At 69.9% G+C, this 13414-nt stretch carries 13 protein-coding genes; 10 read left to right on the top strand and 3 right to left on the bottom strand.

Annotation, left to right across the window (positions count from 1 at the left end):
• Positions 1–5 precede the first annotated feature (5 nt).
• The 6 genes from ruvA (at position 6) to CSIV_RS10735 (ending at position 7259) form a co-directional block, all read left to right on the top strand.
• Complete coding sequence (ruvA, locus tag CSIV_RS10760) at positions 6–626, top strand: Holliday junction branch migration protein RuvA (RefSeq protein WP_077051430.1); 621 nt, start codon at positions 6–8, stop codon at positions 624–626.
• The gene (gene ruvB / locus CSIV_RS10755; protein WP_077051429.1) at positions 619–1668 is read left to right on the top strand and encodes a Holliday junction branch migration DNA helicase RuvB; all 1050 of its coding nucleotides are present in this window, start codon (positions 619–621) and stop codon (positions 1666–1668) included. The genes ruvA and ruvB overlap by 8 nt, the downstream gene beginning before the upstream one ends.
• 79 nt (positions 1669–1747) lie before the next feature.
• On the top strand, positions 1748–2197 hold the full coding sequence (locus tag CSIV_RS10750; RefSeq protein ID WP_077051428.1) for a preprotein translocase subunit YajC: 450 nt from the start codon (positions 1748–1750) through the stop codon (positions 2195–2197).
• A 46-nt stretch (positions 2198–2243) separates the two neighbouring features.
• The gene (gene secD, locus CSIV_RS10745; RefSeq protein ID WP_077051427.1) at positions 2244–3953 is read left to right on the top strand and encodes a protein translocase subunit SecD; all 1710 of its coding nucleotides are present in this window, start codon (positions 2244–2246) and stop codon (positions 3951–3953) included.
• Positions 3953–4939, top strand: a complete 987-nt coding sequence (gene secF, locus CSIV_RS10740) for a protein translocase subunit SecF (protein ID WP_077051426.1) — start codon at positions 3953–3955, stop codon at positions 4937–4939. The genes secD and secF overlap by 1 nt, the downstream gene beginning before the upstream one ends.
• A gap of 67 nt (positions 4940–5006) precedes the next feature.
• Positions 5007–7259, top strand: a complete 2253-nt coding sequence (locus tag CSIV_RS10735) for a RelA/SpoT family protein (RefSeq protein ID WP_077051425.1) — start codon at positions 5007–5009, stop codon at positions 7257–7259.
• Between the two features lie 13 nt (positions 7260–7272).
• On the opposite strand, the gene CSIV_RS10730 is transcribed toward CSIV_RS10735, so the two are convergent.
• The 3 genes from CSIV_RS10730 to CSIV_RS10720 form a co-directional block, all read right to left on the bottom strand.
• On the bottom strand, positions 7273–7812 hold the full coding sequence (locus CSIV_RS10730) for a hypothetical protein (RefSeq protein WP_077051424.1): 540 nt from the start codon (positions 7810–7812) through the stop codon (positions 7273–7275).
• Positions 7813–7876: 64 nt separating this feature from the next.
• Positions 7877–9058, bottom strand: coding sequence for a DUF349 domain-containing protein (locus tag CSIV_RS10725; RefSeq protein WP_077052620.1), 1182 nt, complete (start codon positions 9056–9058; stop codon positions 7877–7879).
• 513 nt (positions 9059–9571) lie between these two features.
• Positions 9572–9859, bottom strand: coding sequence for a dioxygenase (locus CSIV_RS10720; RefSeq protein WP_077051423.1), 288 nt, complete (start codon positions 9857–9859; stop codon positions 9572–9574).
• Between the two features lie 107 nt (positions 9860–9966).
• Between CSIV_RS10720 and CSIV_RS10715 the strand changes: the two genes are divergently transcribed.
• The 4 genes from CSIV_RS10715 (at position 9967) to CSIV_RS10700 (ending at position 13383) form a co-directional block, all read left to right on the top strand.
• Positions 9967–11358 carry a replication-associated recombination protein A gene (locus CSIV_RS10715; RefSeq protein ID WP_083735115.1) on the top strand — a complete coding sequence of 464 codons (1392 nt, stop codon included), beginning with the start codon at positions 9967–9969 and terminating at the stop codon, positions 11356–11358.
• Between the two features lie 52 nt (positions 11359–11410).
• Positions 11411–12145, top strand: a complete 735-nt coding sequence (locus CSIV_RS10710) for a DUF1361 domain-containing protein (RefSeq protein ID WP_077051422.1) — start codon at positions 11411–11413, stop codon at positions 12143–12145.
• Between the two features lie 156 nt (positions 12146–12301).
• Positions 12302–12931, top strand: a complete 630-nt coding sequence (gene rpsD, locus CSIV_RS10705; RefSeq protein WP_076490487.1) for a 30S ribosomal protein S4 — start codon at positions 12302–12304, stop codon at positions 12929–12931.
• A gap of 131 nt (positions 12932–13062) precedes the next feature.
• On the top strand, positions 13063–13383 hold the full coding sequence (locus CSIV_RS10700) for an ATPase (protein WP_202400759.1): 321 nt from the start codon (positions 13063–13065) through the stop codon (positions 13381–13383).
• Positions 13384–13414 lie beyond the last annotated feature (31 nt).

The raw sequence follows: 13414 nt of genomic DNA, 5'->3' as shown, positions 1-13414 counted from the left end.
GACCCATGATCTCTTCGCTGCAGGGTGTCGCCGCGCACGTCGGCGACGACGCACTCGTCGTGGTCGTCGGGGGAGTGGGGCTCTCGGTGGCGGTGACTCCCCAGGTCGCGCGGACCACCCACGTCGGTGCGCAGGTCCACCTGCACACGCACCTCGTGGTCCGCGAAGACGCCCTGTCGCTCTTCGGTTTCGAGACGCGCGAAGAGCTGACGGTCTTCACGCAGCTCATCGGCGTCACCGGCGTCGGGCCGAAGTCCGCGATGGGGGTGCTCTCGTCGCTGACGGTGCCGCAGATCGCACAGGCGGTCACCGATGACGACGATGCGCCCTTCAAGCGCGTATCGGGAATCGGCCCGAAGACCGCGAAGCTCATCGTGGTGCAGCTCGCCGGGAAGCTCGCCGTCCCCGCGACGCAAGCCCCGGCCGCGGTCGCCCCGCACGGTCAGGTACCCCTGCAGGTCACCCAGGCCCTCATCGGACTCGGGTGGAGCGAACGCGTCGCGGCCGAGGCCGTGGCATCCGTCGCCGAGAACGCCGCCGACGCCGACCGGGCCTCGGTCCAGGCACTGCTCCGGCTCACGCTCGCGCTGCTGGGCCCCGCGCGCAAGGAGCCCGTCGGTGGCTGACGTCGTGCGCGACGCCGGCTCCCCCGACGACGAGACCGAGCTGGCGATCGAGGGCGCCCTGCGTCCCACCTCGCTCAGCGAGTTCGTCGGACAGCAGAAGGTGCGCGGTCAACTGCAACTCCTCCTCGACGCGGCTCGCATCCAGCAGCGCTCGCCCGACCACATCCTGCTCTCGGGCCCTCCCGGCCTCGGCAAGACCACGCTCGCGATGATCGTGGCGCACGAGAGCGGCCGCCCGCTGCGCCTGTCCAGCGGACCGGCCATCCAGCACGCGGGCGACCTCGCCGCGCTGCTGTCGTCGCTGACACCGGGCGAGGTGCTCTTCATCGACGAGATCCATCGCATGGCGCGCTCCGCCGAAGAGATGCTGTACCTCGCGATGGAGGACTTCCGCATCGACATCATGGTCGGCAAGGGGGCCGGGGCGACGAGCATCCCCCTCGACCTCGCTCCCTTCACGCTGGTGGGGGCGACGACGCGCGCGGGACTCCTCCCCAACCCGCTGCGCGACCGGTTCGGCTTCACCGCCCACCTCGAGTACTACGAGCCGGAAGAGCTCGAGCGGGTCGTCTCGCGGTCGGCATCCATGCTCGACGTCGGTCTTCCCGGCACCGCACGCACCGAGATCGCCCGCCGCTCGCGCGGCACGCCCCGCATCGCCAACCGTCTGCTGCGGCGCGTGCGCGACTACCTCGTCGTGCACGGGCCCTCGACCGGGACGGATGCCGGCGACGCCGACGTCCGCACGGTCGACGCCGCGCTCGACCTCTACGACGTGGATGCCATCGGCTTGGACCGCCTCGACCGGGCGGTGCTCGACGCCCTCGTACGACGGTTCCGCGGGGGGCCGGTCGGCCTCAGCACCCTGGCGGTCGCCGTCGGCGAGGAGCCGGAGACCATCGAGTCGGTCGTCGAGCCGTATCTCGTGCGGATCGGCTTCATGGGGCGCACCCCGCGCGGCCGGGTCGCGACGCCCGAAGCGTACGACCACCTCGGCGCTCCCCACCCCGACGGACTGCTCCGATTCAGTCAAGGGGGATGACCTATACTCGGCGGGGGATTCCCCGACCCCCACAGGCAGTGCCGCACGGTGCGCCTGAATCGAAAGGTGCACCGCCTCCATGGATTTCGCGAGCTTCTTCGCCAACTACGGCCTGATCATTCTGCTGATCGGCCTGCTGGTCTTCATGTTCTACAGCTCGCGTCGTCGCATGCAGAAGCAGAAGCTCGAGCAGGAGGAGAAGGCGCGCCAGACCGTTCCCGGCTCCGAGGTGCTGCTGCAGGGTGGCCTGTACGGCACGATCGTCGAGTACGACGGTGAAGACCTCGACAAGCCCGCCCAGGTCGAGATCGCTCCCGGCGTGGTCATCAAGGTGCACAGCCAGGCCGTTCTCCGCATCGTGAGCCCCGCCGAGGGCTTCGTGACCGAGGACGAGTTCATCGCGGCCGAGGAGTCCGAGGCCGAGTACGTCGCCGGCGTCGCCGACGGCGACATCACCTCGATCAGCGACGACCACCGTGCCCGACAGGCTGAGGCCGAGCGCGACGACAAGGACCGCCCGCAGGCCTGACGTCCCTCCGCCCTTCCCGTTCACCGCCGCACAGAAAGCCGACTCCGTGGCGCCCTCAACTCCCGTCCGTCACGCCTGGCGCGTACTGCTCGGACTGCTCGCCATCACGGGCGTGCTGTTCGGCATCAACTCGCTCGGTGTGTACGTCTTCCAGGCCAGCTCCTGGGCCCCGTCCCTCGCTCTCGATCTGCAGGGCGGCACCCAGATCATCCTGCAAGCTCAGACCACCGACGGCGCCGACCCCAACAAGGACCAGCTCGACCAGGCGGTGTCGATCATCCGTCAGCGCGTCGACGCCTCCGGTGTCGGTGAGGCGGATGTGGCGACCGAGGGCGGGAAGAACATCGTCGTGCAGATCCCCGGCGAGGCCGACGAAGCCACGCGCCAGCGGATCCAGAGCTCCGCGCAGCTGCAGCTGCGCGCGGTGCTGTTCACCGGTTCGCCCGCGACGTCGTTCGTCGGCGAGGACGGCCAGAACACGCCGTACCCGACCCCCGACCCGTCGCTGCAGGCCACACCCACCGCGTCGCCGACCAGCGGCAGCGACACGTCGTGGATCACCCCGGCCCTGCAGGCCCAGTTCCTCGCGTACGACTGCGCCAACCCGACGAACAACCCGGCCCAGGCTCCCGTCGACCAGCCGCTCATCACGTGCAGCGAAGACGGGTCGATCAAGTACATCCTCGGACCGGTCGAGCTCGATGGCACCGACATCAGCAACGCGACGAACGGCCAGGAGCAGAACACCGGGCAGTGGGCCGTGAACCTCGTCTTCAACGACCAGGGCACCGAGACCTTCGGCAAGATCAGCCAGCGCCTCTACGGCGCCCAGGCCCCTCTGAACCAGTTCGCCTTCGTGCTCGACGGCACGGTCCTCTCCGCGCCGTCGATGAACGGGATCATCGTGGACGGCCGCCCGAGCATCACGGGCAGCTTCACGCAGGAGTCGTCCAAGGCCCTCGCCGACCAGCTGAAGTACGGCGCGCTGCCGCTGAGCTTCACCGTCGTCAGCTCGGACACCGTCTCGGCCACCCTCGGCTCTCAGCAGCTGCAGGTCGGCCTCATCGCGGGCCTTATCGGACTCGGGCTGGTCGCCGTCTACTCGCTGATCGTCTACCGCGCGCTCGGAACGGTGATCATCGCGTCCCTCGGCGTCATGGCGGTCCTGACCTACGTCCTGCTCTGCATCCTGGCCTGGCGGATGGGCTTCCGCCTGTCGTTGGCGGGCGTCGCGGGTCTGATCGTCACGATCGGCTTCACCGCCGACTCGTTCATCGTCTACTTCGAACGCATCCGCGACGAACTCCGCGACGGCAAGTCCATCACCGCCGCCGTCGAGGACGGCTGGGCGCGCGCGAAGCGCACGATCTACATCTCGAAGTCGATCAACATCCTCGCGGCCGTCGTGCTCTACATCCTCGCGGATGCCACCGTGAAGGGCTTCGCGTTCACGCTCGGGCTCACGACCGCGATCGACATCCTCATCTTCATCCTCTTCACGCACCCGGTGATGCAGCTGCTGGCGCGGACGCGCTTCTTCGGCTCGGGCCACCCCCTGTCGGGAATGGACCCCGAGGCGCTCGGCGCCGTCTACCGCGGTCGCGCGCAGTTCCGCGCCCCCGCCGCTGCCGTCTCCGGCCGCGCCAACCGCTCACGCGGCGAAGCCCAGCGCCGGCAGACGATCGCGGAGCGCAAGCGCGCGGAGCTCGCCGCAGCCCAGGGCAGTACCCGCCCCACGAAGGAGGGAGACGACTGATGCGCTCCATGACGCAGCTCGGAAACGACCTCTACTCGGGCAAGACGTCCTTCCCGTTCGTCCAGCGCCGCCGCCTGTGGTTCATCATCGCCGCGGTGCTCGTGATCGGCGCGGCCCTGGTCCCGCTGTTCCGCCCGGTGCAGTTCTCGATCGAGTTCACCGGCGGATCGCAGTTCACCGTCTCCAACCCGGCATCCTTCGATCAGGCGATCGCGACCGAGGCCGTGACCTCCGTGGTGCCCGGCACCGCGACCCGCGTGACCACGATCAGCGGCCAGGCGGTCCGCGTCCAGACGGATCAGCTCGACGACGCTCAGACGCAGGCCGTCTCCTCGGCCCTCGCCGAAGGGTACGGGGTCCCGACGAGCGAGGTCACGAACTCGTTCATCGGCCCGACCTGGGGCGCGGACGTCACCCGCCAGTCGCTGTGGGGTCTGGCGATCTTCCTCGCGCTGACGTTCGTGATCCTCGCCCTGTACTTCCGCACCTGGAAGATGTCGGTGGCCGCGATCATCGGTCTGGTCGACGTGCTCGTGATCACGATCGGCGTCTACGCCGTGTTCGGCTTCGAGATCTCACCGGCCGCCGTGATCGGATTCCTGACGATCCTCTCGTATTCGCTGTACGACACGACGGTCGTCTTCGACAAGGTGCGGGAGAACACCCGGCAGGACGGGGAGATCTCGGGACGCACCTACGCGGAGTCGGTCAACCTCGCGGCGAACCAGACGCTGATCCGCTCGATCAACACCACGGTCGTGGCGATCCTGCCCGTCGGTGCGATCCTCTTCATCGGTGTGCCGCTCGGCGCCCGCACGCTGAGCGACATCTCGCTGTCGATCTTCGTCGGCACGATCGTCGCCGCGTACTCGACGCTGTTCGTCGCGGTCCCGCTCTACGCGCTCCTGCGCCAGGGCGAGAAGCCGATCCAGCAGCGCGACGCCCGCGTCGTGGCCGCGCGCGCGAAGGCCGGTGTCCCCGCCTGACGGCGGGCACCGGCCCCGCGCGGCGTAGGATGGGAAGACTGATCGCAGCACCCGGGGGAGGGGATCGATGACCGAGACCACGTCCCCCGCGCCGCCGCCGTCATCGCTCCGGCGATTGGTCCCGCGCATCTTCTCGCGCGCCGCCCGCCGCGACGACGTCGACAAGCTCTTGCGCACCGTCCGCACGCACCACCCCAAGGGCGATCTCGGCATCATCGAGCGCGCCTACGCCGTCGCCGACAAGGCCCACGAGGGGCAGAAGCGTCAGAGCGGCGAGCCGTACATCACCCACCCGCTCGCCGTCGCGCAGATCCTCGCCGAGCTGGGCCTCGGCCCCAAGGCGATCGCCGCGGCGCTGCTGCACGACACGGTGGAAGACACCGGGTACCCGCTCGACGAACTGGCCGCCGACTTCGGCGACGAGGTCGCGATGCTGGTCGACGGCGTCACCAAGCTCGACAAGGTCAAGTACGGCGAGAGCGCGCAGGCCGAGACCGTCCGCAAGATGATCGTCGCGATGTCGCGCGACATCCGCGTCCTGCTGATCAAGCTCGCCGACCGTCTGCACAACGCGCGCACGTGGGGTTTCGTCCCGCCCCACAAGGCCGCGAAGAAGGCCACCGAGACACTCGAGATCTACGCGCCGCTCGCCCACCGCCTCGGCATCCAGGCCATCAAGAGCGAACTCGAAGACCTCTCGTTCGCCGTCCTGCACCCCAAGCTCTACGCCGAGATCGAGAGCCTGGTGCGTCAGCGCACGCCCCAGCGCGAGCAGTACGTGCAGACCGTGATCGAGGACATCGACTCCGACCTTCGCGAGCTCCGCGTCCGCGGCCGCGTCATGGGGCGCCCCAAGCAGCTGTACTCCGTGTACCAGAAGATGGTCGTGCGGGGGCGTGAGTTCGACGACATCTACGACCTGATCGGCATCCGGATCCTCGTCGGCACCGTGCGCGACTGTTACGCGGTGCTGGGTGCCATCCACGCGCGCTGGACACCGCTGCCGGGCCGCTTCAAGGACTACATCGCCACCCCGAAGTTCAACCTCTACCAGTCGCTGCACACGACGGTGATCGGCCCCAGCGGCCGAACGGTCGAGATCCAGATCCGCACGCACGAGATGCACCAGCAGGCGGAGTTCGGCGTCGCCGCGCACTGGAAGTACAAAGAGCGGATGGCCGGCGGGAAGACGGATGCCAAGGCCTCCGACACCGACATGGCCTGGATCGCCCGCATCTCCGACTGGCAGGCGGAAACGGCCGACCCGGGCGAGTTCCTGGACTCGCTGCGCTTCGAGATCGGCGCGAAAGAGGTCTACGTCTTCACGCCGAAGGGCCGCGTCATCGGTCTGCCGAAGGGCGCGACACCCGTCGACTTCGCGTACGCCGTGCACACCGAGATCGGCCACCGCACGATGGGCGCCAAGGTCAACGGGCGACTCGTCCCCCTGGAGACCGAGCTGCAGTCGGGCGACGTCGTCGAGGTCTTCACGTCGAAGAACCCGGACGCGGGCCCCAGCCAGGACTGGCTCGGTTTCGTCAAGAGCACCCGTGCGCGCAACAAGATCCGCGGCTGGTTCACGAAGGAACGCCGCGAAGAGGCGATCGAGCAGGGCAAGGACTCCATCGCACGGGCGATGCGCCGGCAGAACCTTCCGTTGCAGCGCCTGATGAACCAGGACTCGTTCACCGAGGTCGCGCGCGGGTTCCACTACGAGGACGTCTCCGCGCTGTACGCGGCGGTTGGCGAGGGACACGTCTCGACGCAGTCGGTCATCGAGAAGGTCACGGCGCTCGTCAGCGCCGACGACACCTCCACCGGGCCGATCGATCTGCCGCAGTTCGGCCGCAGCCGCGCCCCGCGCGGCGGCGACTCGGGCGTGCTGGTGCGCGGCGCCCCCGACATCCTGGTGAAGCTCGCGAAGTGCTGCACCCCGGTACCGGGCGACGAGATCGTCGGCTTCGTCACGCGGGGGAGCGGCGTCTCCGTGCACCGCTCCGACTGCACGAACGTGAAGTCGCTCCGGGAAGACCCCGAGAGGCTCATCGACGTCGAGTGGGCTCCGACCACCAAGAGCGTGTTCCTCGTGCAGATCCAGGTCGAGGCGCTCGACCGTTCGGGTCTGCTGAGCGACGTCACCCGGGTGCTGAGCGAGCACCACGTCAACATCCTGTCCGCGACCGTCTCGACGACGAACGACCGGCTCGCTCTCAGCAAGTTCGTGTTCGAGATGGGCGACACCGTGCATCTGGACCGCGTGCTGAACGCCGTGCGACGCATCGACGCGGTCTACGACGTCTATCGCGTCACCTCGTCCTGACCTTCCGCGCGGATCACTCGACTCCGAGAGTCCTCAGCAGCTCGTCGGCCCGACGTCCGAAGGGGAACCGCGGATGCCGGCCGAGCCACCGCTGCGCCTCCCCGACGAGGCGCGGCTCAGCCAGAGCCCACGCGCGCGCGACAGCGACGTCGGCGTCGTTCCCGGAGCGGGCGAGATCCACCAGCGTGCGCTCCGGGCTCGCCACCAGGACACCGGCGATCGTCACGACGTCGGCGGACGCGATCCGGACGTCGTGGGTGGCGACCCCCGTCGTGCGCGGCGGCCGTGCCCGCTCGGCGGAGGCGCGCTGGAGGTGATGCCGTGCCGGTTCGAGGCCGGCGCCGCCGTGGATCCACGCGGCGCTGGATCGAACCGCCGCCCACTTCGCGCCGACCAGGGGTGCCAGACTCCGCGCCCGCATCCAGGAGGTCTCGACGGCGTCGGCGGGCATGAACCCCTCACCGATGGGCGTGAGCAGACCGTCCAGGCAGGCCGCGGTCAGCTCCGCCAGTGACAGCCGTTCGCCGGGGAAGTACAGAAAAGGAGAGACCATCCCGTCAGTGTGCCGGGATGGTCTCTGCCGCGGCGTCCCGGGGACGCCGAGCTGTGGAGAACGCTCAGCCGCCGAGCGCGCGCAGCCACGTGCGACGCGCCTCGAGGGCCTCGGACGCCTGGGCCGCGGCGCGCTTGTCGTCCTTGGCCTGGGCAGCGGCGAGTTCGGCCTCGAGCTTCTCGATCGCGTCTGTCAGCTGACGCGTCATGTCGTTGGCACGCGCCTTCTGCTCCGGATCGTTGCGCTTCCACTCCGCGTCCTCGCGGGTGCGGACGCTCTGCTCGATCTTGCGGAGCTCGTCGTCGAGGACGCGCTCCTTGTCGCGGGGGAAGATGCGGCCGATCTCATCCCACTGCCGCTGGATCGCGGTCAGCTTCTGTCGAGCCGTCGCGAGGTTCTTCTCGTCGACGATCGGCGCGGCCTCCTCCAGCAGGGCGCGCTTCTGCTCGATCTTCTCCTTGGATGCCTCGGCATCGGCGGTCTCGCGTTCGATGCGGGCGCCGTAGAGCGCGTCGCCCGCCGCCTTGAACCGGGCCCACAAGGCATCGTCGACCTTGCGGCCGGCGCGGCCGGAGGCCTTCCACTCGTCGAGGAGGTCGCGGTAGGCGGGGATGCCGTCCTCGCCGCGGGGCGCGAGCGCCTCGGCCCGCTCGACCAGGCGCGTCTTGGCGTCGCGCGCGGACTTGTGCGTCTCGTCGAGCGCGGAGAAGAATTCGCGGCGGTGGCGGTCGACCGTCGCTCGCGCGTCGCGGAAACGGCGCCACAGCTGCTGAGCGGTCGACTTCGGCAGGCGCGGGCCGTTCTGCTGGTGAGCCTGCCACCGGTCGAACAGATCCGACATGTCGGCGGTCATCTGCTTCCACTGCACCGACTGCGGGTCGCGGGCGGCGAGGGCTTCGGCCTGCTCGACGATCTCGGTGCGCTCGCGCACGGCGTCGTCGACGGCTTCCTTGGCCGCTGCCGCTTCGGTCTCGGTGGCCTCGGCCAGCTCGGCCGTCAGGGCGTCCAGTCGCTCGAGCAGTGCGGCGAGGTCGCCGACGGCTGCGGCACCGTCGACCTTGGCCCGCACCGTGGCCGCGGTCGAGCGCAGGTCGGAGGCGGATGCACCGCCGCGACGGTGACGCACCTCGAGGAGGGTCACCTCGCCGGCGAGGTCGGCGAACTTGCGCGTGTAGTAGGCCAGGGCCTCGTCGGGCGTGCCGTCGGGGTACTGCCCGACGACCCGCCATTCGCCGCCCTCGCGCACCGAAACGGTGCCGTCCTCGTCGACTCGACCCCACGGCTCGACCGGAGCCGCGACGCGCGCACCGGGGCGCGGTCCGGGCCGCGGACCGGGTGCGGGGGCGGCCTTGGGAGCGGCAGGCGCGCTCTCGACGGGCGCGTCCGCGTCTTCGACGGGGGCGGTGGACGCTTCCTCGTCCGGAGTCCCCTCAGCAGACACCTCGGCGGGCGCTTCCTCGTCCGGAGCCTCCTCGACAGGAGCCTCCTCGGCGGGAGTCTCCTCGACAGGAGTCTCCTCGGCGGGATCCTGGTCGGCCTCGCCGTCTTCGGCGGCGGCCGGAGCGGCCTCGGCCGCGGTCTCATCCACGGCGGTCTGGGGGGTCTCGTCGACAGCCGTGTCGTCGTCGGCGACGGCGGGGGTGGTGTCGGGGGAGTCGGAGGAAGGAACGGAAGTCACGGAAAGCACCTCATCGCGGCAGGGCCGCCTGGGGGAGAAGGACCCTCCGAGCCTAGTACGACGGATGCCGTCGTCACAGGCTCACGGGGTGGGCGAGACCGAGGGGTCGGGCAGCAGCGGGCCGGTGGACGCCGGGCTCGGCGTGTCGACGACCGTGGGCTGGGGCGCGGGAGCGCCGGGACCGGCGACGAAGTAGACGGTCTGCAGTCCGACCGCCGCGCCGATCACGACGAGACCGACGACGAGCGCGAGCACGTTGTCGCGCGTGCGCCGACGTCCCTGACGTCGGTGGAGCTCTTGGCGGGCCTGATACGCCCGCGACCGCTCGCGCTGCGCACGACTCTGTCGATCCTTGCCACCCGTCGCCACATCGACCTCTTTCCACCGCTCGCGGACCGCCCCGATCCTACGCACCCCGCCGATGAGCCCCCAAAGGCGCTCGATCCGTTGTCGGCGGTCGCGATTAGCCTGGATCGGTGACCAGTGCTTCCGCCCTCTTCCAGGGCCAGACCCCGCTCGCGGTGCGGATGCGCCCGACGAGCCTCGACGAGGTCGCCGGCCAGGGTCATCTGCTGCGCCCCGGCTCGCCCCTGGTCACGCTCGCGGGCACCGACTCCTCGGCATCCGGATCCGCCGTCTCGGTCATCCTCTGGGGGCCTCCGGGCACGGGCAAGACGACTCTGGCGCAGGCGATCGCCCGGTCGTCCGGTCGTCGTTTCGTGGAGCTCTCGGCGATCACCGCCGGGGTGAAGGACGTCCGCGAGGTCATGCAGGAGGCCCTCACCCAGCGCGACCTGTACGGACAATCGACGATCCTCTTCCTCGACGAGATCCACCGCTTCACGAAGGCGCAGCAGGACGCGCTGCTGCCGGGCGTCGAGAACGGGTGGGTGGTGTTGATCGCCGCCACGACCGAGAACCCCTCGTTCTCCGTCATCTCGCCGCTGCTGTCGCGGTCGCTGCTGCTCACCCTGCGCCCGCTCGGCGACGACGATCTGGGCGCCCTCGTCGATCGTGCCGTGACCGACCCGCGCGGCCTCGACGACCGTGTGGTCCTGAGCGACGAGGCGCGTTCGGCGCTCGTGCGCCTGGCATCCGGCGACGCGCGCCGTGCGCTCACCGCACTCGAGGCCGCCGCCTCCGTGGCCGCGGACGACGCGGCACGCGACGGCGATGCCGAGGACCGCGACGTCGATGCCGAGGACGACGAAGACGCGGATGTCGACCCGCGGCCCGTCATCACCGGTGACCACATCTCCCAGGCCGTCGACCGCGCGCTGCTGCGCTACGACCGCCAGGGCGACGAGCACTACGACGTCATCAGCGCGTTCATCAAGTCGATCCGCGGATCGGACGCGGATGCGGCGATCCACTACCTCGCGCGCATGATCGAGGCCGGGGAGGACCCGCGGTTCATCGCCCGCCGACTGGTCATCTCCGCCGCGGAAGACATCGGTCTCGCCGACCCGCAGGCCCTGCAGATCGCCGTCGCCGCGGCGGACGCGGTCGCCTTCATCGGGATGCCGGAGGGACGCATCCCACTCGCCGAGGCGACGGTGTACCTCGCGACCACGGCGAAATCGAATGCGGCGTACAACGCCATCAACGCCGCGATCGCCGACGTGCGGGCCGGCGGGTTCGGTCGCGTGCCCGTCCATCTGCGCGACGCCCACTACGCGGGCGCGAAGCGACTCGGGCACGGCAAGGGCTACAAGTACGCGCACGACAGTGACATCGGCATCGTCGCGCAGCAGTACCTCCCCGACGAACTGCGGGGGAAGCGCTACTACCAGCCGACCACGCACGGCGCCGAACGCGAGGTCTCGGCCCGGCTCGAGAAGATCCGCCGCATCCTCGACGGCGGGTGAAATCCGACGCCGCGGCACGAGGGCCCCGTGCGTTCCGTGCGACGCTGTCGCGGTGACCGCCGCTCTCCTCGCCGCCGCCGCCGTGATCGTCCTCGACGTCTACGCGGTCGTGCTGGTCGTGCTGCGGGCGAAGATCTACCGCGTCGCTGTGTACCGGCCGATGCTGCTGAACATCGGGCTGTCGACGCTTCCGGTCGTGACGGCGATCGGTGTCGTCGTCGGGCTCACGGTGCTCGCCCCGGTGCTCACGCGTCTGGCCGATGTCGCACCCGACGCGGGCGTCGTCGTGCTGCCCATCTACCTCGCCCTCGCGACGGGCGTGTGGCTTCTGCTCTTCCCCAACTCGGTGTACCTCATCACCGAGCTCAACTTCAGCCATAGGACGGCGGACTCCCCGGTTCCACTTTGGTACGACATCATCCAGACGCTCGTGCTGACCCTCTCCGGTCTCGGCAACGCGGTGCTGAGCCTCGGCATCCTGCACGCGCTCTTCGTCGTCTACGAGGAGCCCGACGACGCCGTGCCGCCGACGGCCAGCTGGGTCCTGGCGGCGGTGGTCATCGTGCTCGGCGCCGTCGGGGTCTATCTCGGCCGCTATCTGCGCGTGAACAGCTGGGATGTGCGGCATCCCGTGTCCCTCCTCCGCAAGCTCGTCGCCCATCTGCGTCAGCCCGGCAAGGCGCTGGAGGCGAGCGCCTTCGTCGTCACCCACGCGCTCCTGGTCGCCGTGCTCTACGTGCCGCTGTTCTCGCTGACCTGGACCTCGTTCGTCGCGACGGCCGTCTGATAGGCTTAATCGGTTCGAAACAGAGTTTTCGGGCATCCCCTCTCTTCTTCACCGACCTTCCGGCATGCCCCGGCGTGCAGTCCGGACAGGGCGAAGAGAGCGTGATACGTCCGTGAGCCGCGAAACGCGCGGCCACGTCATCGGAAGGAGCACTTCGTGGCAACGAAGTCCCAGGACCGCCGCAAGGTCCGTCTGTCGCGCGCCCTCGGCGTCGCGCTCACCCCCAAGGCCGCCCGCTACCTCGAGAAGCGTCCCTACGCTCCCGGCGAGCACGGCCGCACCAAGCGCAAGGCCGACAGCGACTACGCCGTCCGCCTGCGCGAGAAGCAGCGTCTGCGCGAGCAGTACGGCATCCGCGAGAAGCAGCTGCGCATCGCGTTCAACGAGGCACGTCGCACCGATGGCCTGACCGGTGAGAACCTGGTCGAGCTCCTCGAGATGCGTCTGGACGCCCTGGTCGTGCGTGCCGGCTTCGCCCGCACCACCGCTCAGGCCCGCCAGCTCGTCGTGCACCGCCACATCCTGGTCGACGGCCAGCTCGTGGACCGCCCGTCGTTCCGCGTGAAGCCGGGTCAGCAGATCCACGTCAAGCCGAAGAGCGAGGGTCTCGAGCCCTTCCAGGTCGCCGCCGCCGGCGGGCACGCCGAGGTGCTGCCCCCCGTTCCCGGTTACCTCGAGGTCGACCTGGCCACGCTGCAGGCGAAGCTCGTGCGTCGCCCCAAGCGCGCCGAGGTGCCCGTCACGTGTGACGTGCAGCTCGTCGTCGAGTACTACGCCGCTCGCTGAGTCCACGACTCACGAGCCGAAGGGCGCCGGGTTCTCCCGGCGCCCTTCGTCGTTCCCGGGCGGATGCCGGGGGCGTGGCATCCATCCCTCCGGGCGCGCGCTCGCGCGACCCTGTCGCCTACGATGAAGGGATGCCGCGTCCGCGGCGCTCGCTCGAGGAAGAAGTGGTGAACGTGAGAAGCCTCGTCTGGTTCGTATTGGGCATCGCCGGAGGCTTCGTCGCCGCGCACCTGGTCAACAAGGACCCCCGCGGTCAAGAACTGCTCGCTCAGGTCGACGCCCGGATCGGCGAGTTCGCCGACCACCTGAGCGACGCCTACCACGAGCAGGAATCCCGCCTGTCGGACATCCTGGACGATGCCAGGAGCGTCGCGGCGTCCGCCGTCGAGGCGACCGCCGACGCCGTCGATTCCGTCGCCGACGCGGCGAAGAAGGCCGCCCCCACCGACTGACCTCCCGGCATCCCGCCCCGCCCCCCCCCCG

Origin of the sequence: Microbacterium sp. CSI-V, from assembly GCF_001984105.1 — a bacterium.
Taxonomy (GTDB): domain Bacteria; phylum Actinomycetota; class Actinomycetes; order Actinomycetales; family Microbacteriaceae; genus Microbacterium.
The sequence above is the reverse complement of the archived record's forward strand: the minus strand, read 5'-3'. Positions and strand labels throughout refer to the sequence as shown.

What these genes read in the sequence shown, in the direction of transcription:
- CSIV_RS10730 (WP_077051424.1), bottom strand. Translation starts at nt 7,812, where the DNA reads ATGGTCTCTCCTTTTCTGTACTTCCCCGGCGAACGGCTGTCACTGGCG.
- CSIV_RS10735 (WP_077051425.1), top strand. Translation starts at nt 5,007, where the DNA reads ATGACCGAGACCACGTCCCCCGCGCCGCCGCCGTCATCGCTCCGGCGA.
- CSIV_RS10700 (WP_202400759.1), top strand. Translation starts at nt 13,063, where the DNA reads ATGCCGCGTCCGCGGCGCTCGCTCGAGGAAGAAGTGGTGAACGTGAGA.
- CSIV_RS10750 (WP_077051428.1), top strand. Translation starts at nt 1,748, where the DNA reads ATGGATTTCGCGAGCTTCTTCGCCAACTACGGCCTGATCATTCTGCTG.
- secF (WP_077051426.1), top strand. Translation starts at nt 3,953, where the DNA reads ATGCGCTCCATGACGCAGCTCGGAAACGACCTCTACTCGGGCAAGACG.
- ruvA (WP_077051430.1), top strand. Translation starts at nt 6, where the DNA reads ATGATCTCTTCGCTGCAGGGTGTCGCCGCGCACGTCGGCGACGACGCA.